Origin of the sequence: Bradyrhizobium sp. th-b2, assembly GCF_000426785.1 — a bacterium.
Lineage (GTDB): Bacteria > Pseudomonadota > Alphaproteobacteria > Rhizobiales > Xanthobacteraceae > Bradyrhizobium > Bradyrhizobium septentrionale.
On the sequence record NZ_AUGA01000077.1, the window covers coordinates 1 to 23916 of the forward strand.

General features: G+C 56.2%; 17 protein-coding genes and 1 pseudogene. 5 read left to right on the top strand and 13 right to left on the bottom strand.

Going from position 1 to position 23916, the window contains the following annotated elements; genetic code table 11:
• The coding region (locus K359_RS64055) for a hypothetical protein (RefSeq protein WP_084518699.1) at nucleotides 1–191 on the top strand (191 nt) is incomplete at its 5' end.
• A 1368-nt stretch (nucleotides 192–1559) separates the two neighbouring features.
• Here the strand turns inward: K359_RS64055 and K359_RS0141275 are convergent.
• The 8 genes from K359_RS0141275 to K359_RS59735 all read right to left on the bottom strand — a co-directional run bounded on the left by K359_RS0141275 (nucleotide 1560) and on the right by K359_RS59735 (nucleotide 17404).
• Nucleotides 1560–1904, bottom strand: coding sequence for a hypothetical protein (locus tag K359_RS0141275; RefSeq protein WP_029084432.1), 345 nt, complete (start codon nucleotides 1902–1904; stop codon nucleotides 1560–1562).
• Nucleotides 1905–1910: 6 nt separating this feature from the next.
• Nucleotides 1911–2174 (bottom strand): AlpA family transcriptional regulator, encoded by a 264-nt coding sequence (locus tag K359_RS59725; protein WP_084518700.1) that lies wholly within the window; start codon nucleotides 2172–2174, stop codon nucleotides 1911–1913.
• A 128-nt stretch (nucleotides 2175–2302) separates the two neighbouring features.
• The gene (locus tag K359_RS0141280; RefSeq protein WP_029084433.1) at nucleotides 2303–3295 is read right to left on the bottom strand and encodes a hypothetical protein; all 993 of its coding nucleotides are present in this window, start codon (nucleotides 3293–3295) and stop codon (nucleotides 2303–2305) included.
• Nucleotides 3296–3373: 78 nt separating this feature from the next.
• On the bottom strand, nucleotides 3374–4687 hold the full coding sequence (locus K359_RS0141285; protein ID WP_029084434.1) for a site-specific integrase: 1314 nt from the start codon (nucleotides 4685–4687) through the stop codon (nucleotides 3374–3376).
• 881 nt (nucleotides 4688–5568) lie between these two features.
• Nucleotides 5569–11472, bottom strand: a complete 5904-nt coding sequence (locus tag K359_RS59730) for a DEAD/DEAH box helicase (RefSeq protein WP_084518701.1) — start codon at nucleotides 11470–11472, stop codon at nucleotides 5569–5571.
• A 13-nt stretch (nucleotides 11473–11485) separates the two neighbouring features.
• A complete protein-coding gene (locus tag K359_RS0141315; protein ID WP_029084437.1) occupies nucleotides 11486–13519 on the bottom strand; it encodes a hypothetical protein in 2034 nt (677 codons plus the stop codon).
• Nucleotides 13516–16116 (bottom strand): hypothetical protein, encoded by a 2601-nt coding sequence (locus tag K359_RS62215; protein WP_156928960.1) that lies wholly within the window; start codon nucleotides 16114–16116, stop codon nucleotides 13516–13518. Before K359_RS62215 ends, K359_RS0141315 begins: the two co-directional genes overlap by 4 nt.
• Nucleotides 16117–16330: 214 nt before the next feature.
• Nucleotides 16331–17404 carry a hypothetical protein gene (locus K359_RS59735; RefSeq protein ID WP_156928961.1) on the bottom strand — a complete coding sequence of 358 codons (1074 nt, stop codon included), beginning with the start codon at nucleotides 17402–17404 and terminating at the stop codon, nucleotides 16331–16333.
• Nucleotides 17405–17554: 150 nt separating this feature from the next.
• On the opposite strand from K359_RS59735, the gene K359_RS66415 reads away from it, so the two are divergent.
• Both K359_RS66415 and K359_RS66420 read left to right on the top strand, forming a co-directional pair.
• Nucleotides 17555–18772: a DNA (cytosine-5-)-methyltransferase gene (locus tag K359_RS66415; protein ID WP_156928962.1), complete on the top strand. Its 1218-nt coding sequence runs from the start codon at nucleotides 17555–17557 to the stop codon at nucleotides 18770–18772.
• Nucleotides 18702–19142, top strand: a complete 441-nt coding sequence (locus K359_RS66420; RefSeq protein WP_084518703.1) for a very short patch repair endonuclease — start codon at nucleotides 18702–18704, stop codon at nucleotides 19140–19142. The genes K359_RS66415 and K359_RS66420 overlap by 71 nt, the downstream gene beginning before the upstream one ends.
• A gap of 171 nt (nucleotides 19143–19313) precedes the next feature.
• Here the strand turns inward: K359_RS66420 and K359_RS0141335 are convergent, their stop codons facing one another.
• The 3 genes from K359_RS0141335 to K359_RS0141350 all read right to left on the bottom strand — a co-directional run bounded on the left by K359_RS0141335 (nucleotide 19314) and on the right by K359_RS0141350 (nucleotide 21549).
• The gene (locus tag K359_RS0141335) at nucleotides 19314–19757 is read right to left on the bottom strand and encodes a hypothetical protein (protein WP_029084439.1); all 444 of its coding nucleotides are present in this window, start codon (nucleotides 19755–19757) and stop codon (nucleotides 19314–19316) included.
• Entirely contained in the window at nucleotides 19723–19914 is a 192-nt protein-coding gene (locus K359_RS63665; protein ID WP_198031256.1) for a hypothetical protein, read from the bottom strand. Before K359_RS63665 ends, K359_RS0141335 begins: the two co-directional genes overlap by 35 nt.
• A gap of 1245 nt (nucleotides 19915–21159) precedes the next feature.
• Nucleotides 21160–21549: a hypothetical protein gene (locus tag K359_RS0141350; RefSeq protein WP_029084441.1), complete on the bottom strand. Its 390-nt coding sequence runs from the start codon at nucleotides 21547–21549 to the stop codon at nucleotides 21160–21162.
• Between the two features lie 296 nt (nucleotides 21550–21845).
• Here K359_RS0141350 and K359_RS62220 point away from each other — a divergent pair, with 296 nt between their 5' ends.
• Entirely contained in the window at nucleotides 21846–22427 is a 582-nt protein-coding gene (locus tag K359_RS62220; RefSeq protein WP_156928963.1) for a hypothetical protein, read from the top strand.
• Nucleotides 22428–22672: 245 nt separating this feature from the next.
• Here the strand turns inward: K359_RS62220 and K359_RS0141365 are convergent, their stop codons facing one another.
• Nucleotides 22673–22906, bottom strand: a complete 234-nt coding sequence (locus K359_RS0141365) for a helix-turn-helix domain-containing protein (RefSeq protein ID WP_029084443.1) — start codon at nucleotides 22904–22906, stop codon at nucleotides 22673–22675.
• 138 nt (nucleotides 22907–23044) lie between these two features.
• Here K359_RS0141365 and K359_RS0141370 point away from each other — a divergent pair, with 138 nt between their 5' ends.
• Nucleotides 23045–23581 (top strand): hypothetical protein, encoded by a 537-nt coding sequence (locus K359_RS0141370; RefSeq protein ID WP_029084444.1) that lies wholly within the window; start codon nucleotides 23045–23047, stop codon nucleotides 23579–23581.
• A gap of 7 nt (nucleotides 23582–23588) precedes the next feature.
• Here the strand turns inward: K359_RS0141370 and K359_RS54860 are convergent.
• Nucleotides 23589–23916: pseudogene (locus K359_RS54860) on the bottom strand (IS5/IS1182 family transposase); the annotation flags it as partial.

Consider the following 23916-nt stretch of genomic DNA (forward strand, 5'->3'; position numbering starts at 1 on the left):
GGCGACATCCGCGCTTAACTAAGACGTTCGCAACAGAGGCAGAAGCTAAGGATTTTGCGCGAACAAAATTCAACGACGGTTTGATCGTCACTGCCGGAACCATCATTCCGCACCTGCCGAGAGTGTCAATCCCATCGGTAGAAATTCCAGCGTGGCTTGAACCGCGCGGCCAAGTTGATCCAGATCAATAACGACCTCAGGCGTCGCGGCCTGATCTCATGGCAGGCGCGATTTGTGCCTGACTATCTCCATCAGGAAGACAGCTAGGCGAAGCCCTATGAGCAAAAATCAAGGCGCTTCGCCGTCCACAGGACGGCGACCTTGAGGACGGACCAACCAGCGACCCTCGACACCGGAGGTTTTACAGCGCCGGGGATCGCTACTCCCGGAAAGCCCTGGGCAGAGACCAGGAGCTAAAGGAATCGACGCCGCCGGTTGCCGCTCGCGGTTAGGCCACAGGCAGTCTATCCTAGATGTTGGAAATCCGCCGCGCGTTGAGCGGCTATGGCAACCCCGTGGATCGATTTTGGTCCGGAGCCTGACCCAAACCTCGCTGAAAAGAAAACTTCCTTCAGACGGGCTCCCATAAGAGTTGACGCCACGCGTCGCGACCTTCGTGTCGCAAGTGTGTCGCCCAGCACTTCTACTATTCAATGGGGGACGCCGGACCTGCGTCATTCAACACTCGCGATTTTCGCCGCCGCTCCCATGTCCGCCGAGAGATTCCCACTTGCTCCCACGGACGCAGGACGGAGAGACGGGTATTGAGCCACTCTGATCGTGGTACCATGCCCTTCGTGCGCCGACATCGGGCTGCTCGTTCTCTGTCGCGTTCGCGCTTTTGCTGTTTGCGACGGCGCGCGCGTTGCGCTTTGTTGACGTCACATGCGCCGATGGTGGTAATCTTTAGGAGCTGGCGCTCCTCAAAGGTTAGGGCGAGTAATTTGCCCAGTTCGTCAGCCTTCTCAATCCCCGGCTGCTGTAGCGCGTGGTTGGCAATTTGCTTGAGATATTCTGTCGAGGTGAAATGAGCCCAACGTTCCGCCCAGATGGCCAACCTCTCAAGGACCTCTGCTCGCGTCGAAAAACCCTTCCGGTCATGAAGATTTCGGCGAAGCAGCTTGGCGGCTTGAAGCAGGTAGACGTCTGCTTCCTTGGAGATCGGTAGGATGCCGATTGGAAACCTGAGACTGATAATCCTCTCAAGTTCTCGCAGCCTAAGCGTGGTCCGGTTGACGGGACCCCTGCGCGATAGGCCGCGAGTGTGGTCGCGAGGTTGCCGCACTGGAGCCGCTTACCGCGGAAATCCGAGGCCGTTCATTTCTGCAACGAGATTGGCGATGCGAATCGGAAGACCCGTACGGTCCCTGACGTAGCGCCCACCGGGGGTTAGTATCGGTTCTTCGCGGATTGCTCCCCGGCGGCTTAGCGGTGTGGCACCGAAGTCGGATTGGCAAGATGACTTGAGGTGCGATATATTCTTCATGGCTGGACTCTTTACTTGGCGGTAGAGGGACGGCATTCGCCGCCGACGCGAGCTTCAACTCGCGTCGGCGGAATCATTTCGCGGGGGCGTCTTCCGGCAGGACGATCCGACGCTGATCGATTGGGTCGAGCCCAGTTGCCTTTCGTCGTACGAACTTTTCGCCCATCACATCGAACTGAGCAGCTTTTCCTATGAGGGCACTCATCGCGACGGTTTGCGGCTTGTGAGACCACACCATGCAGATGTGATCGTCGGGGTTGTTGCCCCGGTTCAAAAGCGCTCTGCTGGCATCGAGCAGCGGCTGTCGCGTAGCGCGGCAGATCAGCTCGTCGGTGTCCCGTAGATGAGCATCGAACCGATCCTGCCGGCGTCGACCACGACCGTCGCACGCTGGCTTCACCATGATTGTGTGGCGCATAGTGAATCAGGCTGAGTTAGCGCGACGTACTTCGGACGTAGACCTGACCAGCCGTCCGATCTTCATCTGTACCCAGGCGTCGAGCCCGGAGACCGGGTAGAGGGGGAAGCGCCCCGCGAGCCGAAAGGGCGGGCCTTCCGAGCTGACGCAGGCAAGCTTAGCAAGCGTTTTGGGGGAGCAGGGTACGTTGTATTGATCCACAACGTACTTCGCCGCTTCATTGCGTCTTAGATAACGTTCGGTGGGCGCATCGTTTTCATTTTCAGCCATTTTGACCTCGCAATCGTCACGGACCAACGCCCGTCGATGCGAAGTCATAAGGCGCCACACGGGGCAAAGTCGCCCGATTGATGAAGAGATTCGCCGAGAGATGCCGTGAGAATTAAAGGCGCCTCTATTCACTCGGCGCTTGATTTGGCGTTTTCCTTTCGGAAGCGTCGGGCCAAGCGCTCGGCCCTGCTGTCCACGGTTCCGTGCCCGTGGGCGTGGGACGCAACTTGTCGGGCTGCCTCTTCGGGAGAAGCAGCTTTCCCCTGAGAGATGATATGGCTCATTGCTAACAGTAACGGGGCGTCAAGACTCGCGTAAGACCCCTGTCCGGGCTTTCTGCCCCTCGATTTCGTTCTGGCCGCCCGGGTATTCCCATCGCCCTGGTGAAGTTGTTGCTCGCCTTGCAAGCTCTCGCGGATTTTTTCGCTGCGCGAGGTAGGCCGTTCTAGATCCGATGACTCGAAGTCAACCGCCTGGGAGCCATCGGTCGGCACAGCATCGTCAGATGCAGGTGGCGCTTGCTCGAAGGACGGTTTCGAGAACCACTCAGGTCGCGGTTCGAAAGGTACGTTCTCTGACCAACGCAAACACAGCTCGAGTGGAATCCATGCCCATAAAAGATGGATTCTGAACAGCCTCTTGAGTTTGGCTGCATCGGATTCATCGTTTCGCGCCGGGGCCAGTTCGTGCAGCGCTTGCCAGTGTGCCCGAGACAGCCAATACGATGATGGCAAACCAAGGGGATCTTCCAAAAGAGCGGCCGGCACATCAACAAATGGAAACGTGAGAAGAATCCTGGACTGCGCTCCTTCGAAAAAATGCGTACCCGTGTAGATGGCTCGATCCAAATCTCTTAGAGCCCCGACCAGGTAATCTTCTCGCTCGACTCCGGTCTCCCGGTCCCGGGATCTCCAATCGATCACGTCATCAAACGCAATCCAATTACGTCGCACGAGCTGCTGCTCTTTAAAGCGGTCAATGCATGCAAGATTGTTTGTAAGCTCGCGCTGCTTGGCAGCTATTCGAGCGTTGTCCTCTCGCTCGATCTTTCTGACTAACTCTTGCTCATCCGCCGATAATGGCCGGCCATCTGCACCAAGATAGAATGGCGTATTCTTCATGACTTCGCACCTCCGCTAGTGCGCCCACATGATGGTCGACGCGGCAGGCTGGTGCGGACCAGCTTTTCGGGAGCTACCCTAGCCACGCCGGTTCTTTGATCGTTTTGCCTTTGACAGCTTGGTGACGTTGTCGCGAGGTTTCACCTCGCCCATCGCCGCAGCAAGTCTGCTGCCAATGTGCTCTGCCGCTTTCTTTACCGGATCGTTATCGAGATGAGCATAACGTTGGGTTGTCGCCACCTGCGTGTGACCGAGCAACTTTCCGATGATAGGCAAACCAAGCCCAACCCCAACTCCGACGGACGCATGCGTATGACGTAGATCGTGAATCCTGACGCCATCGAGACCGGCTCGCGCAGAGAGGGCCTTCCAAGGCTTCTTTAGGTCTGATCGAGGCTTCTCGTCATCGGTGCCGGCAGAGGTGCCGGCAATGACATAGCTGCCGACCCGAGGGAGCGAATTGAGAATGGCCAATGCCGGTGCGTTCAGGACGATTGTCTTTTTGCCGGTCTTGCTGGTTGGTAGCAGAAGCAAGCCCCTCTCGAAGTCCACTTCTTCCCATTTCAGGTGCAGGACCTCGCGTAGCCGGGCGCCTGTGAATATCAACAGGCGGACTGCCGCTGCGGCATGTGGGCCGATCACGGTCCGGCGGCTATCTTCTTTGGGAGCATGATTGGCGGCCGGCTTGGTTTCATCCACGTTATAGGGCAGGCCGATCGTTTCCGCCTCCCGGATTGCCTCGCCAATGGCGGCCAACTCTTGCGAAGTGAGGTACCGCTCACGCCCTACTTCTGGAAAGAACTCGATGCCACGGCAGGGGTTGAAGCCGAGCGGCACTATGTGGGCCTTCGCCGCGAAAGTATAGAGGCTGCTCAGAACCCGCAGCATCCGGTTGGCTTGATAGGGGCTGTGGCTGAGCTTTGAGTGTAGCCGTTGCACCTCGCCCGTGGTCACTTTCTCAGCTTTCCGTTTGCCGACTTCGGGGATCACCAACCGCTCAAGCAGATCCCGATAGGATGATGCAGAAGAGGCGGCTCGTTTCGCCTCAACGTGCTCCTTCAGAAATTGCTCTGCAGTTTCGGCCAGGGTGGACGCCCGCTTTTCGGCAGCTCGCTGGGCCGCTGGGTCGGCACCATTGGCAACGGCGCCGAGCGTCTTTCTGGCGAGCGTCCGGGCTTCCTCAGGCGTAACCTTTCCGACCTGCGACAACGTGAGGCGCCGCGTCGGGGCCCCACGACCGGCCCCAGCTCGGTATTTGACGACGTAAGACTTGGCGCCGGTCGTCTGGATGCGAACGCCGAATCCGGCCAGGGAGCTGTCCCAAACAAAATACTCGGCGTCTTTGGGCTCGAGCCCCTTGATCAGTCGCTGGGTGATTTGACCTGTCGCCACGATCCGCCTCTAGGAACCACGTAACCACCGAGGAACCACGAAACGGCAAATCAGGGTAACGTTGAGCAACCACCGTAGACAAACAAACCGTTGCTACAAGAGCGGTTTTCGAAATCTGGAAATTTCGAGAAATCTCAAGAAGTTATGGACCACATAATTCGTAATGACGGGGTCGGGGGTTCGAGTCCCTCTTGCGGCACCACCTTTCTAGTCGGCTCGAAGCGCTTTCCCGGGCAGCAACACGCATTTTTTCCTACCATCAGGCCTTGCGGCTGAGTCTCTTGAGCACCGTGGTTACGCGCGGGTTACAGGTTTGTCGGCGCCCGGAGGGCCGTTCGGTCTCGATGGCAGACTGTACGAAGAGTTCGAATCCCCCCCGCTCATCCAACCCACTTGCCAAAGTGGATTTCCTGCCGAAACAGGCAATCGACCGTTTATGAATGTAAAGGCATAAAGTAGCGATCGAAGCTTTGTTGGCTAGGCCGGCCTAGAACAAAGTCATCGAGACCTAACGTGCCATCGAGGAACACTTCCGTTGCCCGAGCGGAGGGTCGTCATTGGCAAGCAGGTCGAGATGGGCGCCGTCCTGCGAAGAGCATGTTCGAAGATCAGCCAGGCCGAGCGAGATGCCGAACTTGCTGCCCGCTTGTCCCAATTCAATTATCCTTGTTTCGCACGACGTACTCATGGCGCTTCCGGCCCCACGAGTAGATTTGTAGCCCACACTGCCCACGACGACTGCGGCATTTTGTTTTCGAGCGGCGCAAAGGCGGCGAACGAACAAAAGCACTCTGCCCAGCAGGCGTCGCGAACTTCCAACGGAATATCGAGCTTGATCGGGAAACTTTCAGCCCTGAGAAACTGTTCCCCGAGTCTCGATATCAGAACATTTGAGGCATTCGCAGGCGCGCTTGTTCGATTGCTTTAACTGGTCGCCTCGCAATATCAAATGTGTCCACGAAGAACACCTGATCGGCGCGGATAGAGTGAACTGTCTCCCTTAAGGGATGCGTTGCCGTAGCAGATTCATCGAGGCGCCAAAAAGGATGCACTACGACGAACGCCTCACGTCTTCCGGCATATGGTCGAATTAGAACAGGAAGCCTTAAGGGACCATGTTGTTCGACCGTGCGGTTGTCGGGATCTAGTCTCCGAACTTCTTCAGCAGCTTCCGCCGCGAGCCGAGGCCAATCGGCCAATTCCCGAAAATCTGACCAACGACCGTCCAGCCCAGCTCGCCAATCCGGTTCCAAAAGCGCTCGTAAAAATCCAAGGCCGAGCCGCCAATCGAGAAGGCCGTGCCAGCCCCGATTGTTGTAACGTTGCAAACATCGATAGCAGGAACGCGCACATGTCCGCGTATGCTCTGCATTGAAGAAGGGACGAGCCAATCTGTCATGGGGATCATTGACGAGTGATTGGATTAGCCGAGCAACCATCGGACGGTCCCCCTCAGCTATAGCCAATCGTCGACAAAATCCGGCCCCGTTCACTAAATAGTCGGCTATCTGAAGCAAAGGTCGGCCGTCTCGCAACCTTGGCTCCAGTGACTCGAATTCCTCAGGACCCAAGTCCATTTCTAGGGCTGCTCGCTGCACCAGTAATTGAGTGGCTGACACAGCGGAAGCGCGCACGCTAGTAGACTGAGCATCCCGGCTTCCTACTCGATCAAATGCCAAACCGCGCGGGATCTGTGACATGAGCACATAGAGAGAGTCTGTTTTTTTGCGCGACATAAGACGAACGGTCTGCGGCTCTAAGGTTGCACCGGATGCGTCCGTCGCTCGTTCCCAGCGATGCGTGTCTGATAACTCATCGATTGAAATTGCTTGACCACCTACTCGATTGACCCATGCGCTAGGGGCCTCCCGCACCTTCAGGTGCTTCTGCAGCGCCTCCGCAACAACGTATCCCTCCGGCCCGTTGTCACCGACTGGTCCTCGATTTCTACGCACGATACGCGCACCAACGCCGGTGGCAAATGCCATATTACTGTTCGGCACCACTGTTGTTTCGATATTTTCGATCTCGCTGGACGTTTCGCGTCGCACTGTCCGGGTTGTTTCCTCCTCCTGATCTACGGGCGTCGGCTGAAAGGACGTCCGAAAAGCCGCAGGCAGATGATATAGATCAAACGACTCTGGTGGAACTTCGGTCTGACAGTCGCCGCACGGGGTCGCCGCAAAAACCCGGCTATCAGAAGTGTTCGTCGAACTGCACCTCGGGCATGTTGCAATCCATGCAGTATCCGTCCACCAAGTTGCACCACGGCTGGAGAAAATCATCGCGCTTGATTGAGCAGTGACACGAATTGGACCAAGCGGAGGCGTAAATCCGATCGATGTATGCTTCCGCTTGTCGCGGACCAGCGAACGCCCGGGAGCAAACTCGTAGATCGCTAGATCCATCTCGCGATCAATTGTGTCCCAATCAGGATTGCCAATTTCATTCGGCTCGATGCCGACATAAAGATCCCGAACGCGGGTTGGCATCCCGTACATGGGAAGCAATCCTTGCTCGGCTAAGAACCCTGACAAATTGCCTTCATAGGTTGCTCCTGGAGTCGCTTGAGCTGCAATTTCCGCAATGAGTCGTTCTGCTGTTGCTGCGTCAAGCAGAGCTCTCTCCCGGCCTGGCAGCCCCAAACCTAACGCCTGAGCGAAAGTACGGCGCTCATTGTCGGTCGAGCGCAGAGCGCCTTCCAGCTCGCTCGACCAGCTGCTGTTACCATTGTAATACACGGAACAGGGGAGAAACTCACCGTGGACTTCGGGAGGAGCGTCATCTCCCGGCCACGCAGCACCATGCGCCTCTCGCATTCGAGCAAAAGCCGCCGTGAGCCAAACCTTCCGAAGGAGCCGCAAGGGAATCGCTAGGTGATCCGTCGTCAAGAACGGTGGAGGCGGAGCGTCACCGGTAATCGACTCCGGATGAGAAAAATAATGAAGATCATGACTGCGGCTTCGACAGAGCGTAGCTACTAAGGAAAAAGCTTGGCCCCTTCGGCCCGCGCGACCAACGCGCTGTTGATAATTGAAGCGCTGAGGCGGCATGTTGGCCTGATAGACCGCTTGCAGAGCTCCGATGTCGATACCGACTTCCATTGTTGTGGTGACCGATAACATGTCGATCTCTTTGGCTTTGCGATCGAGTGAAGCATCATAATTTCCAGCGCTTTCAACAAATATTCCGCGAAAGCGACGAAGACGTTCAGCAGGCGACCGAGTTTGGCCCGTAAGCTCTTCACACCTTAATCGGAATGCGCTCAATCCTTCCAAGGAACTACGTTCGACCCGCCGAGCAAGCACGTTTCTTGCCCTCAGTTCAGAAACTACTCCCGTTGGTTGAGGCGGCAAGCTCTCTTGACAGCGAGTACAAACGCCCGTTCCACGGTGGAGATGTGAGCGGGAGCAGTTGATGCATTCAAAATAGGGATGATCTGGACCTACGAGTTTAATTCTGAGCAGGTCCGGTTCAATGAAGCCGTTGCGATGTCCTAAGGCAACAAACCTTGACAGCACATCATTTAACTCCGTTCGCGCATCCCCACCAGAACTCGCTGCCGCAAAGTCTTTAACACGCCGAGACCCCACAGTGTCTGGATTTGGCCAGTCCTTCCTGCGATCGTTGCGTTCTACCCATTTATTGCCCAACACCCGATAAGCGTCCGCAAAAACGCGCAGATACGCATCCATGCGGTCAGCGCCATCCTCTTGACGCGCAAAAAGCGTCGGGTATCCAAGACCAGTTTCTTCAAGAGCAAAATATGTCTTTGAGAACAGAACGTCGTCGACCAATGGACGTTGGTCTCGCGCGACGGCTAGGCGGGCTTCTGCAATTGCCAGCTGATCACCGTCCGAGATCCAATCAACGCGTCCATCGGTTTCGTGAAACAGCTCTTGCCATTCAAACTGCGATGCTAACTGCGCGGCCGGCACCACAGCGGGAATCTTGGAGATGCCAACTTCATCGATAGGGTGCATACCAATGCTAACCATACGCGAAAGCAATGGACTCGCCTCGATCTTCTGCGCCGTTCCAGCAGGTTGAGTCGTCTCAACCACCGATGCGAGCGGTATTCGATCACTATCCCCTCTAGCACGCACTTCGACTACTCGAGCAGTTAGGCGTGCCAACTCTGCTTCATCACCGCTCTCCAAAGCCGCCATTCGCCTAAGATTCAGTTCCTCCAAGGTTTCCCGCGGCTGGGCCGCGATTTCACGGGAAGCCTCAAGGAGCATCTGCCGGCGGCTATCTTGATGATGGCGACGCTCGATATCGAGAGCGGCGCGCGATGCGTCCTGGCGGCTATCGGAGAAGACAACAGCCTTCGCCACATCGCCGCCGGCATGGAGCAATTCGAATACTTCTGTTGCGATCAGCTGCGAGCTTTTAGCGAAGCCTGTTCGAAAGTTTCGAATGGGTGATTGCCTAAATCTCGCGCTTCTTCCTGCGTAGTCTGCTCCACACGCCGGGCAGCAGTTCGGACCTGCGCTGCCCGGACGTCGAAGCTCTCTGGTGTTGGTTCGCCTTGGAAGAACGAACAAGCGCCCCTCGACAAGGTCAGCCGTCACATGACTTCCTGCGCTGACCACTCCGTTTCGTGTGTCTAGGACCGTTTCTACCCAAGCTTCGGAAATGTTTTCGCCTTGTTTAGGTAAACGGCGCGAGGGCCAAAAAATTGCAAAATCTTCGTAGGAGAGATCTTCGTAGTTGTCGGCGCCACCAATTTCCGGAAGAGCCTCCAGGTCAGGGGACGCTGGTAGAAGTTCCACGGGAAGACCCGGATTCGCCGCGTTTTCACCACGTCGTCCACCGACGAATTCCTCTCCGCAAGACTCACAGTAGACAAGCTCGAATACACGTCGTAGCTCGCCGCTTTCTTGGGCATAGGTGGTGCCTCGCTCTACAGTCACACCTTCAAAGTCGACCTCACCTGCATGTGTCGGCACTGGCGTGGCAAATAGCCCTTCGACACTGCGGATGAAGATGTGCTCGCGAAAGCTGGTCGCTCCGTCGCGGACCTTGATTCCATATAGCTCCTGCAGACGCTCTCCCAGGCCGCGCAGAAGCGTAAGACCTCGGAGAGCCTTCATCGAAGCACTGTCAGTGCTACCACCGAAGATGCGTTCGGCAATGTCGGCGGAAGCCGTTGCCCGCATCACAGATCCGGCGCCCGTGCGGCATGCCGAGGCGAGAACGGCCGCAGCCGCCTCTACGGCACGCTTAGCATTGGACGAGACATCTTCATCGGTAGCGGCCGGCACCAGAACCCGGGTGCATGCACGAATAACCTGATCGAGCTGTTCTGTGCGCGCTGGCTTGCCCACGTAGTCCCCAGCCGGTGACAACAGGTCGACCAGCATCTCAAAGGGCGAGCGATCGAGCGGTATGGTCGCCTCAAAGGAATCGATTTCAGGCAAACCCGCAACAACTGCGTTTCCCCACTCGTTTTGGTCAATCGCTCCGTTTGCGGCAGCTGAAGGGTAAGTCCCCATGGGTCCAAAGAAATCCCATAGATACTTCAGGCTTCGGTCACGCTCTTCCTCATTTAACGGCAATGATGCACTTGAGGCCAAAATTCGCAATTTATGCCTGGTCTCGGGTCGGTCCAGACCCAATCGATGTACCAGAGCACGGATCAGGCCCGCAATCTCCGTCCCGGCGGATCCACGCACCAAGTGCAGCTCGTCGAGAACCAGGAAAAAGTAAGCGTCATCCTCTTCTTCGAGCCACGCGCGTGTCTGCTCGAATATCGGCTGCTCGACCTCTCTGGAAAGCATTGCGCCCAACATTGAGACGTTTGTTACCAAAAGATCAGGCGGTGTGGCTTGCACGTCCCAACGAGCAACAAGCTCCGCCCCATCGACCGACGGAAAAAGGAAGCGAGTTGGATCATCTTTCGGGTGGAGGGTGTCGTGAGCACGCGCGAGCGCTTGATCGTCTGCGTATCCGGACATAGCATCTGCCACCCGCGACATTCGCCTAGCTGCAGCCTCCACTTCCCGGCGCGCGTTTTCTCGACGAGGATGCTTTCGAAAGCCGGCAACTGGCGTCGCACTGGTGTAGCGTGCGAAGAACAATCTATTTCCGCAGAAGCGCCGATCCATGATGTCATGCGCTTCAGGCGAATCGAAAGTTCGCCTTAGTCGCGTGAGCTGATCTTCAACCAAAGCATTCATCGGATAGAGAACGAGTGCTCGAAGTGCTTTGGGACGGTCCGGGTGTTCTTGCTCCCGATGAAGACGAAACCTATCCGGAGAGTCCCTCCACCAAGTACCTTCCAGATAGCCAGGCCGAGGGGCGGGCCATCTCACTGCCTCCGCCGTCATGGTTGCCAAGATCGGCAGCATGAAAGCCTCGGTTTTACCTGAACCTGTGCCGGAGGTTACAATACCCGGTCGTCCCGCCCTGACACCGCGCTCAAGCATTTCGACTTGATGACGATACGGCTTGAAAAGGTGTGTCCTCAGCAACTCGTCGTTGCCCGCTGTTCCAGGAAAGAGGCCGGAAACTGCAAGCTCCGCAAAAGCCCGGCGAGCCTCGCGCGAAATGTGGGCGAGCGGATTGCCTACGCCCAAATCGAGGAAGTCCGAAAGCGCATGATCGGCTGGTTTGTACCTCGGCACCGGCTCTATAAACGGAGCGGTGGCCAGAGTGCCGCTCGTTCTGAGCAGCGCACGCCGACGGGCCGCTAGTCCGGTGCGTCGGACTCGAAAAGCAGTATCCAAATAGGAGATATAGATCTCTCGAATTCTTTCGAAGCCGCCGAGTGGGTCTAGCATTTCTATAACCTCATCAACTCTCGCGTTTGAATCGCTCGTTTAACCAAGCTATCCCCGCCGCAAAAGCCTGCGGCGCTCCCTCCCCGATCCCCCCTACGCCGAGTGCGAGACTTGCTGCACGGTCAGGACCTAAAGGCCAAGCAGAACGGAATATATCGATGGCTAGTGCGGTCCTAGGTCCCGACACACCGGCTTCAAGTTCTGTTAGTATTTTCAGCACTTCTTGGCGGCTTGGAAGCGGCGCCGTTGTAGCCTCAAATGAAGATACCGCTTGCAATGCACCTGTCGCGCGAGCCAATAGTCGGGGCGGTGAAAGCTGGTTGTCGATCAACGGATGCAAAGGGATTATGCCGTCGGCAGGCCCACGCCATACGCGTTCTGGGTCGACCATATCGTCGCCCAAACCGGCAAAAATCAGTAGATTGCCGGGCCGACAGGCGTCATCGATGACTTCGACAAGTGTGGAAATCCACAGAGAGAGAGGAGTCCGGTGCATTCCGTCCAACAAAACGATCTGAAATCGCCGTCGGTCAACGAGCGCGGCGGACCACGCACGAGCAAAGGCAGTAGGTTGCCCCGACGTCGGTTGGCGCCAGAGGTCATCGAGACAAATAAGCGACGGGTCTAGAACGTGGCGCACATAGCTGGCGCCTGTCAGAGCCTCAGCATAGCAAGAAACGAATTTTGTTGCGTCTCGTGCAGGAAGAAGCACAAGCTTGCCGGCTCTTACACTCGCGTCTGCCAGTTGAAGCTCTTCAAATCTTAAGCCCCAGCGTATAGCCATTGCTTTTAGGATTCGATCGAGGTCGCTCCAGGGCGTAACTTCACCTGATGGGAAACGTGGAGCTGTCCATGGTGGACCTCGGTTTGCCGCGACCTCGAAGTGCGCCCCCATTTCGCCTAGTTTCGTCCGGAGACGCGATGTGAGTTCTGCAATAGCACCATCTGCAGCTGGCGGCGCAACGTTTAGTTCTCCAAGAAGGCAGGTAAGATCGTCCGCCAAGCCTGAGCGGAGTTCTAAAATAGCTTCTTGTTCAACCTCCATCCCAGTCCTGACGTCGATCGCCATCTTCTGAAGTCTCTCGACTTCTTCGGTTAACCGATCACGCTCTCGGATACTTTCCGATAAGACCGCCTCCATCTCCTGCTTGCTTCGTTCCTCTACATCCCTCCGGACTTCGGCTTCGAGCTCAACCCTTCGACTAGCAAACTCAACTTCGAGACGTTCCTGTACGGGCGCCAAGCTTCCAAGAAAGCTGGCGATTTCGTCAACGGCTTGCACGTTGCGCAGCAGGGCGGGAGCAAAGCTTCGCAGTCTCGCGATCATCGGCGCCATGTCGGCGCCCCCCGAGGGTAAGAGCTCTGCTTGAGCTAACCGGGCCACCAACGGAGCTATTTGAGCACGCTGAATTCCAGTGGCTCCTTGAGGGGATATCTTGCGAATGCGTTTGAGCACCGAATCGAGAAAGTCGCTGTCTCGACACCAGTTGACTATTCCTACCGTCGGCCCAACGGTAACACCGGGCACAGTCACCCACCTATTTTCTATCTTACTTCTCGTGAAAAGGCGCTTATCGAATGAGCGCACTTCAAGATGTTCAAGTCCGTCAATATCAGCCACCCAACGACTATCAGTGGGGTGGCGCACCATCTTCACAACTGTGCAAGTGCCATCACGAAGGGCGGCGACAACTACGTCGGTCCCAAACAACAGGCGCTGTAGCCCCAGCTCCACAAGCTGTCGACGCGCGGCCTCGACTTCAACCGATCTGAAATCTAAGACCTCCTGAATTTCCCATTGTTGAGCGAGGACATAAAGATCTCGTTCCTGATCATTCTTGGAGATAGGTTCCGCGCTGAACGCTAGAAGTGAGCGAGAGCTGAAACCGGCTAGCCGAGGCGCGAAGACGCGACCTTCCTTTGGTAGAACCTCTGTGAAATCCTGGTAGACCTGCCAACCACCGTCCATGGCTTGAGCGACAGGCTCAAGACGAGTGTAAGGCTTTGGGTCAAAGGCGGGCCGCCCGAGATAAAGAAGGTCGTTCAAATCGGATTCTCATTTTTCTTTAGATCGTACCAGCTCGCGGTTCGACCATTTCGTCTGGCTCTTACGATACGATCAAGCATGGGCGAACTTACCGTTGCACGGCTTAGCTTGACCGCCTGCCCTAAAGCTCGCCCGACTCGCTCGGCTACTTGCGATTCAGCCGGGTAAGCATAACTCCATTTTCCCTGAGCAGGAGAGAGGGGGCCTGAAGCGCACGACGCGCGTGCCACCAGTGCCTGCGCCATTTCCAGAGGAAGATACCCCCCGCGTTTTAGCCGCCGGAACCTGCCAGCGTTCCATTCAAAAAGGGGGAAACGGAGCCGTCTGTGAGATTCGATGATTGCAGCAGTTCTTGAGCTGGAAACAAACTCCTCTCCACCTCCAATCACACGATAAACATCACGGTCATCGCCGTTCTCGCGCACTAGTCTTTCAAGGCGGATACCGACGTCCTCTCCTGGAGGCTTATGTGCGAGAAACAGACCTGCATCGAAGGACCATGTTCCAGCTAGACTACGGCCATTGCCTGATCGGGCCTCAGTCGGCCAACATTCGGGCGCTCTAGCAAATCGCGGACGGCGTACTCGAGACACTTTCCAGCCCAACAGTTTTGCTAGCTCGATAACGTCAACACCTCGAATTAGCGGCAATGGGACTGCCCACTCGGAAACGCCGGCCAAATATGTGACGTTCCCTTCCATTGAATTCACTATGCGCTCCAACCGGCGGCGCGCCATTAAGCCCAGCGCACCGGCAGCGACTATGCCATGCGAACCGAGGTCGCGAAGGTGCGGCTTCTGCAGCCGCCACAAGCGAGCGCGCCATGAGGTGAGTATAAGTGGTTCTAACCAACCTGCTTCCGCCAACCCCCTAAGAAAATCCCAGATGAAGTGCTCATGGGGCATAAGAGGCACTAGCATTTCTACAAGATCTCCCTCGGACCATCCTCGCGGGGGCGCTGCATAAATGGCTTCAAGGATGTCGTCTAGAAACCCGGGGATGCAGCGCTCGCCAATGAGCGGCGGAGCAACGACTTCAACCTCCCCTGCATCGAAGACAGCGTCGCGCTCGGCTTCCAAGCCGCTGCCTATCTCGGGAAACTCCCAGCGCTCTGGCGTTTCAGGCTCGAAGCATATTACCGTATCGGCATCACTTAGCGCTTCTTGAGCCAGCACGCGCCAACGTCCCTCGACGGGCGCTGTCGTGACCATACTCCAAACCGGTGCTTGACCTCGAAGTTCGAGATTTCCTTGCGCCACTTGGATGGCCTCAAGTCCGACTGTCGTCGTAGCCGAAACAACTACATTAGGCAGAAGACCTGGTCGACCAAGCCAAGTAGATCGGCTTGTTTTAACGCCTCCGCTAAACGTCAAATCTACGAGACGCGCACCCGCCGGCTCCAAGCCCAATCGGCGTCGAAGCTCTTTGAGCGATTCTGCGTCGACTCTGCCTGAGCGGCGCCATGGCCCCTCAAGTCTGCGCCACTCAGTCGTGACCGCCCAATTGTCGGCTATACTGCCGTCGCGAGCTAATACTATGGCGCTTGCGTCCTCCGGGGGGATCCCATCGTCTAGTCGCCAAACCATGCCGGGGGTCTCGGCAAGGATAAGAACACCGTCGCGAAACGCTTTAGCAAGCTTGGTAGGCAACTGCTTTGCGGCTACCGCTTCAAGCTCCTGCAACGCGCATTCCCGCGGGGCACGGTCTTCGCCCCCTCGCCTGCCACGGAAGAGCTTTAATCGTACGACGTCCATTTCCCAACCGTTAAACTGCACGTCTAGCCGCCACCACTCAACACTCTGGCCACCTTCCTCGTTTGATAATCGAAGGTCTATGCTTGTAGCGAGGCGCCAAAACCTGTGGCCCAGCAGCATACGGCTCCGCCTGCGAAGGGCAGCGCTGAAATCAATCAGAGCAACGCTCACAGCGTCCGGTAGCTCAAGAGCATACCGGCTCCGTGTAAGCTCCTGCACAAGTCGATCGGGCGAACGGCGCACGGCGAGCGGCAAGGGTCGCATGATACGCGTCAGCGCGTTACGATCGCGCCAAGACGGGAATGCAATACGGACCGCATAGCCGATCAAGTTTGCGTTGCCATACGACGGAAGCTTAACGCGTCGAAACGGTTCACCAGCTGCTCGCCGGCGACTGCACCAATCGGCAATACTTCTCCATAAATTGTTTACTCCCGAAACGGAGCTAAATTGCCCTTCGCACCTGAGCAATTCTCCAAGCCGCACGCGGAAGTTTTGAGTTTCTCCGGCGCCAGTTTCTGTCGCCGAGACCAACGCAGTAAGCACGAGATAGCGAAAGTAACCCGGCAAGGGCGAACCGCGACTCGGCGGCTTCCATTCCCCCGACAACCAACTGTGGATCGAGTGACGGTCGAACTGAGCCAGAAATACCTTCTGCGCGCCGCCTTCATCTAGATCCGCGATACCAGATGCTGTCGCGATCTCAGCTGGAGTAGCATCCAAAAACGTAAGCGGCGCGCCGCCGGATGGTCCATCGGAGCGAAGATAATGGAAAACGAGTCGTTCCTCCCATTCGTCTGAGGACAACACCCGTTTCGCCGCAATGGTTTGCAGCGCCGACAACTTCCCCCCAATCCAGCCTTGTTAATTTCGAGACACAGTCAACTAGCCAGCGAATAAATTCAAGTATCTCCGCAGGGGTTGTGCCCAACTATGCTAGCATAGTAGCTATGGGGACCAGATGCATCTGTACTAAAGTGGCAAAATTCATACGACCTAGGTTTGGCTCGTCGAGTCGCGGACAAGAGCTTCATGAATTCTGCTCAAAGTGCAATCGCTACTTCGGCTTCAGCAAAGCATGGACGACTCGATGACAGTTGGCGCAAAGGCATTCCACATCGTCAAGCGACGTTTGATGTCCAATACTCATCTGTCTGATATGTACCCGCTTGTGATGAACTTCGATACACGCCTCGCCCGCCGCAGAACCAAATGCTAAGATGGGATCAAGTCCGCATCGTTCACACAACAACCTACCGTGCTTGCGCAGGAAGCTCTGCTTTTTGGCGCGAGCAAGACCTGCTGCCCGTTCCCGCTTCAGGTGGAGAATAAGCTTGGGCCGACCCTCTGCCCACGCACGGTCGCCCTCGGAGATGGGAATAGCTTCGTTCCCTAGATGCGCACCTCGACGAACGATTGCGAAGCCGGCATTTTTTAGTATGCCATGTATTTGTCGTGTAGTTTTTGAGAATAACCAACTCGATCTTGCGGTAGAATTTTGCGCCTCGTTTACCGCTAGTTTAAACACCACCTCAGGATTCAGTCTGAGCTCGTCGTCCACGATGAGCTCGTACTCTCCAACTACCGCGAAGGTGCTTTCCTGCGGCATTTTCCTGAGGTGTTGCACCGCCAACCAAATATGTTCAGCATCCACCTCTTCAAATTCGTTAGTCGGCAGGCTCTTAGTTATCCTTGAGACCAAGACGGCCTTCACACCAAGGATAGACGTTAACTCTGTCGACGGTGCCAAGTGTTCAATGCGAATCCGAAGCTTCTTAACCCTGCTTCCCCCGTAAGCCGCATCCGTCGCGCGACCAAATTTCTGCATGCGCCTCGACATAAACTGGAACTGTATCAATGGCGCCGCTACCAAATCCTGCTCACTTAACAGGCTTCTCTGATCTTGAGGCAAGTGAAGCACTTCATCGCTATCAAGCCAGGCACCTTCAATCTTAGTGCCAGCCCGGGCAAGGCGCGCGAGGAGAAGGCGGAGTGCCGGACCATAGTCAAGATTGCGAGCACTTGCTTGCCCTCGTTTTCCACCCCGGCTGTGAAAGATAATTTCGTTGCCCTCGATGTCGAGATGCGCGTCGAGAGCCTCGCCATCATCATTCAGCACTTGGTAGGACATGCCTTTCCCCCGTAGTTTCGGAGTAGGAATCCAATAATAAAAAAAATTGCAATAGCGTCTAAATAGTCGCTCGAGTGTTCGATGGAGTTCTGATAGCCTTGACGCAACTTCAAGCTTTAATCGAGGTCACCCCTGAGACAGTCCAAAAAAGTGTCCCCAGCCGGTGGTCGGGCAACCCAGCGACTCCGAGCATTCGGACTGTTTGCTGGCATTGGGGGGTTCGAGGTCGGCTTCAGTCAAGCGGGGATCGCGGTCGCCGGCTTCTGCGAAAGTGATCAAGCAGCTCGCGCGGTCTTGAACGCCAGATTTCCAGGCGTCGTGTGTGAACTGGACATCAGCACGATGGAAAGTCTCCCAGAATGCGAAATCCTCACGGCCGGCTTTCCGTGCCAGGACCTCAGCCCAGCAGGAACACTTGCCGGCATTAATGGTACGAAATCAGGGCTCGTCGAGCACGTTTTTCGGCTACTCGATGGAAGCGATCGATTTCCTGACTGGGTGTTATTCGAAAACGTGCCATTCATGTTGAATCTCCGAGGCGGGGCTGCAATCGCTTGGCTGATCGGTCAGATTGAGTCTCGCGGAATGCGATGGGCCTATAGAGTCGTGGACAGTCGAGCATTTGGGTTAGCTCAACGCCGCCGCAGACTTTACGTTTTGGCATCTCGGTCGAAAGATCCTCGTCAAGCATTGCTAGCTGAGAGCGTTGATCCAAGAGTTATCCAATTCGACGGAACTCAGCCGTGTGGATTCTACTGGACAGAGGGGAATACCGGACTGGGTTGGGCCGTGGACGCAGTTCCGCCTCTCAAAGGAAGTTCGGGCGTAGGCATTGTTTCTCCGCCAGGGATCTGGCTTCCCAGAACGAGTAAATTTGTAACTCCGACAATTAACGCTAGTGAACAGCTACAGGGTTTTCCGATCGACTGGACCCTTCCCGCGGAGCAGACGATTAGAGGCGAACGTCAACGATGGAAACTCGTTGGAAACGCAGTTAGCACTCCGGTCGCGGCATGGCTGGCGCGATCCATGTTGACGCCATCCGCAACCATCATCTCGTCTGGGTCTGAAGTATCGAACGGGGGGCGGTGGCCGATTGCGGCTTGGGGCGAGCTCGGCAAACGGTATGCGGTCGATGTCTCGGAGTGGCCCCTGGCGGCGAATTGTATGGGTCTCTCAGCCACGATCGCAAACTGCTCTGTGCCACTCTCAAGTCGGGCCGCAACAGGCTTTTACACACGACTTATGAAGAGCAGTCTTCGCGTTCCCCACGCATTTAAACGTGACTTAGGCAGATATGTCGCCCAAAGTACGAAAGACCGATCACCGAAAAACGCAGCGATTCGCAAATACTCCGGGAAGAGATAACCCGCGCGAAAAAGCAGTCCGAGCCGCTCTCCACGCGGCGGGCTTTCGATTTCGCATTCATCTTCGCGCGCCATCGTCCAGACGCACTATCGATATCGCCTTTCCGAAAGAGAAGATTGCCGTTTTTCTCGACGGATGTTTTTGGCACGGCTGTCCGGAACATGGCACTTGGCCCAAAAGCAATGCCGCGTTCTGGCGAGAGAAGATTGAGCGAAACATAGCTCGCGACACGGAGACTACTAGCGCTCTCCAACAAAGCGGTTGGCTTGTACTGCGTCTCTGGGGACATACACCGGTGAATGACGCGGCCGCCAGTATAGTCGCTTCCGTCCTGAGCCGCAGAAAATTGCCGTTCATCGGGCCTTGCTAGACACTGCAGTTGGTTGACTATCACTCGCGCGCAGCTGTGATCGCTGACCGCTTACGATCGGCAGATCCTATCCTAGCGGTCAACCAACGCTCTGATCGTTTCGGTCGCTTCCCTAGGAGCGAAAGTCCGATCTGAAAACCGAAGGGCTCCTTCCTTGCCTGTTCTCTAGAGTTAGGTTTGCCGAACGTAGATACCGGTCAAATCGCCTACTCCGCGGCTGGGCGCGATGTAAGTCAACTCCAGTCGGTTGAGCTTCTGAACATCAAGGCGGGTTTGCAGAGCCCAGAATGCCTCAGAAGGCAAATACGCGAGAACGGATCGACGATTCCTTTTCAGGATCACCGAAAAGAGGCCGGGATGTCCTACAACGCCGGGAGGATCGATATTGTATCGCTTGGCGCAAATCAAAGCGCACTCTAATGCTGCACCGTGGTGATCCGGATTTGCCGGTTCGATTTCCTCAATCGTTGTTTCCAATTCGATAAGTGCCTCATCGTCCACAAATGAAACGCCAGTTGGGCGATAGTCGGCTATGAAGTAGCTGAACTTGCTCGAGACGATGTTCGCGGTAAGCCTATGCTCAGGTGTCCGCTTTACGTTCACTCTTCTCGGCATAGCTTCCTCCTAAGTCGGAAATGTTGCGGCGCCTGTTGTGCTTCTCGACGAGCCACATGGTTTTCCAAGAATGAAGCGTGCTAGTGTTCGAGATCGACAATCGCAGGAGCAGAAGGTGATGCCAGTTGGCCCAGTACAGCCATTCGAAATCGACCATGAAAGTATCGCGGATGAGTATCTGAGAGACTTGCTAGCGAAGCCTCAATACAGATCGATGGATGAAGTCCGGATGCGTGCCGACAAATACATCCCGAACGCCGATCTCAGAAACTACTTCATCAACGAAGGTGAGAAACGGTTAACCGCCCTAGCACGCTGATGCTTTCTTCACCCGCCGCGACGATATTCTGGCCGGGCAGTGCATCTAGCCCAAAGCCGTCGCACTATTCTTAACCGGTAGCGGCGGCTTTAGTTTTTATTCGACCTTATCGCGTCTCGGGCTTTCTCCGCTGTGACCATGTCAACGAACGCCTGTTGATTAGCCACGTTGGCCTCGGCTTCCGACATCTGATGTCAAGGCGCTCGACAATCTGCATGCGTTTTGCCGTCATGAGCACTATCAAATCAAGGTATCTGTAATTCGTTTTTTCGAAGGCCGCGATGATGCGAGGGTTCGAACACTGAGCCGATTGGGCGAAGGCCTTTAACTCGCCTGATAGTCGTTTCGCCCTGCATTCATTGATCGCGGCGGCGGCCTCGTCTGTCGGCGCCTGCAGTGGGTTGGCCTCTGCGGGGATAGCTTGTCGATCGGGTTGCGGTGCGGGCGTCACTGCTACAGGCGGCGCGGCTGCGACGGCTGGGCCCAACGGACGCTGGCCCATCAGTAGAGCAACACAGCGGGCCGGTGATAACAGGCCATAATTCTCTTGAATGAAAGCGTCCACGACGCCGTCGGCGAGGACATGCCAAGCTATTCTGCCTGCGAACAGTTTCGCGAAGCGCTCCGCACGGAGACAGCGTACCGTAGTGCATATAGATCGCACCCGCAGCTAAGATTGCGACGAGGCCCAGCGTCTTTGGTGTTGCCCCGCTCATTGGTTGCACCCAGGTTTGCTGTCGAGCGCCCATATCAGCGATCAATGATCCCGCGCTCAGCGGCCATCCGGCGAGCGCCAACCTCCAGATAGAGACGCGCGGCGCGAATGCGCTTGGTCCTGTCCGGATTACTCGTGCTGAGCAGTCGTTCTAGCCGCGCTCTCCGCCACGCTTCGACGCGGCGCAGTCGAAGCACCGTTGATGGCGGCTCAATGTGCTGGCCGGCTGTCCTTGCGGCCACGTCTCACTCCCTCATTGGTTGTAAGGCTAGCCAAATTCATGCACTCCGCCTAGCCCGTCACGATACGGTCTATTTCTCACGGCGGGCGGGCCGCACGCAGCGATAATTTCACCGGGCGACAAAACATCACCCAACGGTGCTATAGAACAACAGCCCATACGCATCATCGTCCCATCGCGGAGCGAAGCTGGGCTCGGCTGGCCTGCCTCCGTACCAAATGCGCAGCGGACTGCCGTCAGTCGGCAAGCTGTCGAGCAGACACTCGGGGTCGCCGCTGCGACCAACGATCCAGGCCGTGACGCCATCGTTGCTATCGGGATCGAAGCTACCCGTCATGGCGCCGTCCAAGTCCGCGCCGACCTCGATCAGGTCTTCGCTTTCGATCACGGCTTCGCAAAGGAAGTCGTCGTCATGTAACTCATGTAAGAGTTGCTCGCTCTGCTCCTCGGGTTCGACTCCGAGCTCAAGCGCGTAGTGCCTAAGCGCCTGCTCCTTGGAGGTAGCCTCCACAAACATGGTACCTCCGCGGCTGTCGTAATGGCCGAAGAGATAGCCTCTGTAAACGAATCTTGTTTCGTCCACGTGATGGATCGATTTTGGTTGAAGCAACGAACTGCGGACGGAGGTCCGCACTGCGAACGAAACACGGAGAAGTGCGCCGCACAATTGCCGGCAGAGCCACGACGTCGCAAGGCTGTTTGCAGGCCCATGGACACCAGACAATCTCCACGTCCTGCGGTTCGGCTGAGCGCGTGCCTTAAGGTATAACGATTCAGTTGTTGGGATTCGGTTGCCAGGTGACGGGAGATTCTATGGACGAAGGTTTTTCCGAAGCGCAAGACGCATCGCAGCTACCCGGATTTGAGATGCTACCAAACGGTCGAGGAATCTCGTACTTTGGTGATGACGGCAAGCGTATTGCAATGGTTGGTGTGGGACCAAAGGACCGTGTCTTTAGGAGTGAGAAGTTTGGACTCCTCAATGTATCTAAAGCGCTAGAAGCGATTAAGCGAGAAAAGAGAAGGCCATTTCGAATGGCAATCAATGACCAACTTGTTCATCACATCAGTTTGGTCGATATTGACCTGAAGTACGTTTTCGAAATGCCAGAAAAGCAGAGTAATGAGCCAATCATTATGGTGATAGCATCCGACGGTGCGAACATCATAGACGGGCATCATCGCCTAAAGCGCCGGATCATCGACAAGAAGCGAGATGTAAAGGTCCACATGCTCCGGCCAGACACCGTCCGCTATATGCAAGTGCAAGTATTCAAGGAAAACGAAAACGGCAAATTGCAGCTTCAGGTCGGCCTTTCAAAGGAAGAACTTGACGCTGAAATAGAAGCCGGGAGGAAAATGGCGGATCGAATCCTCGGGATGAACCTCGGGTGAAGGAGCAGCAGGTTATCAGGGTCCTGGCCGCCTTGCTGAGCCTCTTTGGGCTCAAGCGGGTCGGCGCGCGCGAAAGCCGTTTGCCGGCCACGAATATCATTTGCTGATTGTGGCTCCCGGACCGAAAGAAGCGATTGTCGAGCGTCTAGTCTCGCGCTTTGGCTGGCTGCGCATGGGAAGGCTTCGTTGGGGATAGCCGCGCATGCCCGCGCTTGTGCACTATGTTTTGTACCCTTGTGAGGGCCTCAGCGTCGCAAAGCTCCGATCAATTCGCCTGGGTCAAAGCCGATCGCTTCCGCTAGCTCAAGGAACTCGATGACGTCAATCCGACGTTCGCCGCTCTCGATGTTAGCCACGATCGATTGATATCGCCGGAGTTTCTTCGCTACGTCCGATTGCGTAAGGCCAGCGGCTTTTCGCTTCTCAATGATGAGCGCAATTAGCTTCTTCTGCCGAGTTGACCGAAGTGTGCGCGACATTGCCTGCCCGAGCGACCAAGGGCAGAACCAGTAATCGGAATTGTCGATTATCTAAAAATCTGATAAAATGGCGAGCGCGGTGAAGAGCCGGGATCTCGAATTTGGCGAGCGCCGATTAGCTATTGAAGGATTTCAGGTGTGATAGTGCTGGGACCGAAAGATATTCCGATCCGAGTGGTTCAAGCCGTTTTTGTTCTCATTGCCCTTGTGGTCGGCGGTGCCAGCCGAAGCTTTCCAGCGCAGGCGGGCCAGGATAAAGGGCCTGGCGGTCGGGATGAAGGGGGGGTGTTGTTACGAGCCGTAGGCTTTGCCTTGACCGGACGGGATGATGCCACGGTACAGCCGATCGACCGAAAGAATTGCGTGTTCCAGATCGATAGGGAAATCTTTCACCTCAACAACGTTCATAGAGATCGCATCTTCCTTAAGGGTGAACCAAATCCATTCGGCGCTGGCTTGCACCACCTGACAGTTACCATTCACGGTGACAAGCCAGTCTACGAGAAACGTCGGGATGGGCTGCAGGAGAAGGATCTTGGCCCCGAGGTAGTTCGAGAATGGAAGAAACTAGACCCTGCCGCCTTCCAACGCTCCACTATGGTCTTGAACGAAGCCACCCTGAGTTTGGTCTCCGAAGAGGAAGATCGGATTTTCCGTGCTTGGCAATATATCTAGTCGTCGGTTAAGAAGCCGATTTGAGTGGTGTGCGGTGGCTGGTGACTGAGAAGAAGGCAGCCAGGAAGAGGTACCAAAGAGCCCTTAGCCAGGCGAGGATGCGGCGGAAGTTGTAACCGACGGCGGAGAGGATGACGTTGGCGGTATCGCCGGCGCGGCCTTTGAGGTAGCAGCGGCCGAGGTGTCCGTCAGCCTTCAAATGGCCGATCACGGGCTCGATAGCGGAGCGGCGCCGCAGCTGGCGCTTGATAGTGCCGAAGACGCCGCGCTTCTGGCCGGAGATGAAGACGCGGCGCGGGTTCTGTGCGTCATGGCCGCGGTATCCCTTGTCGACA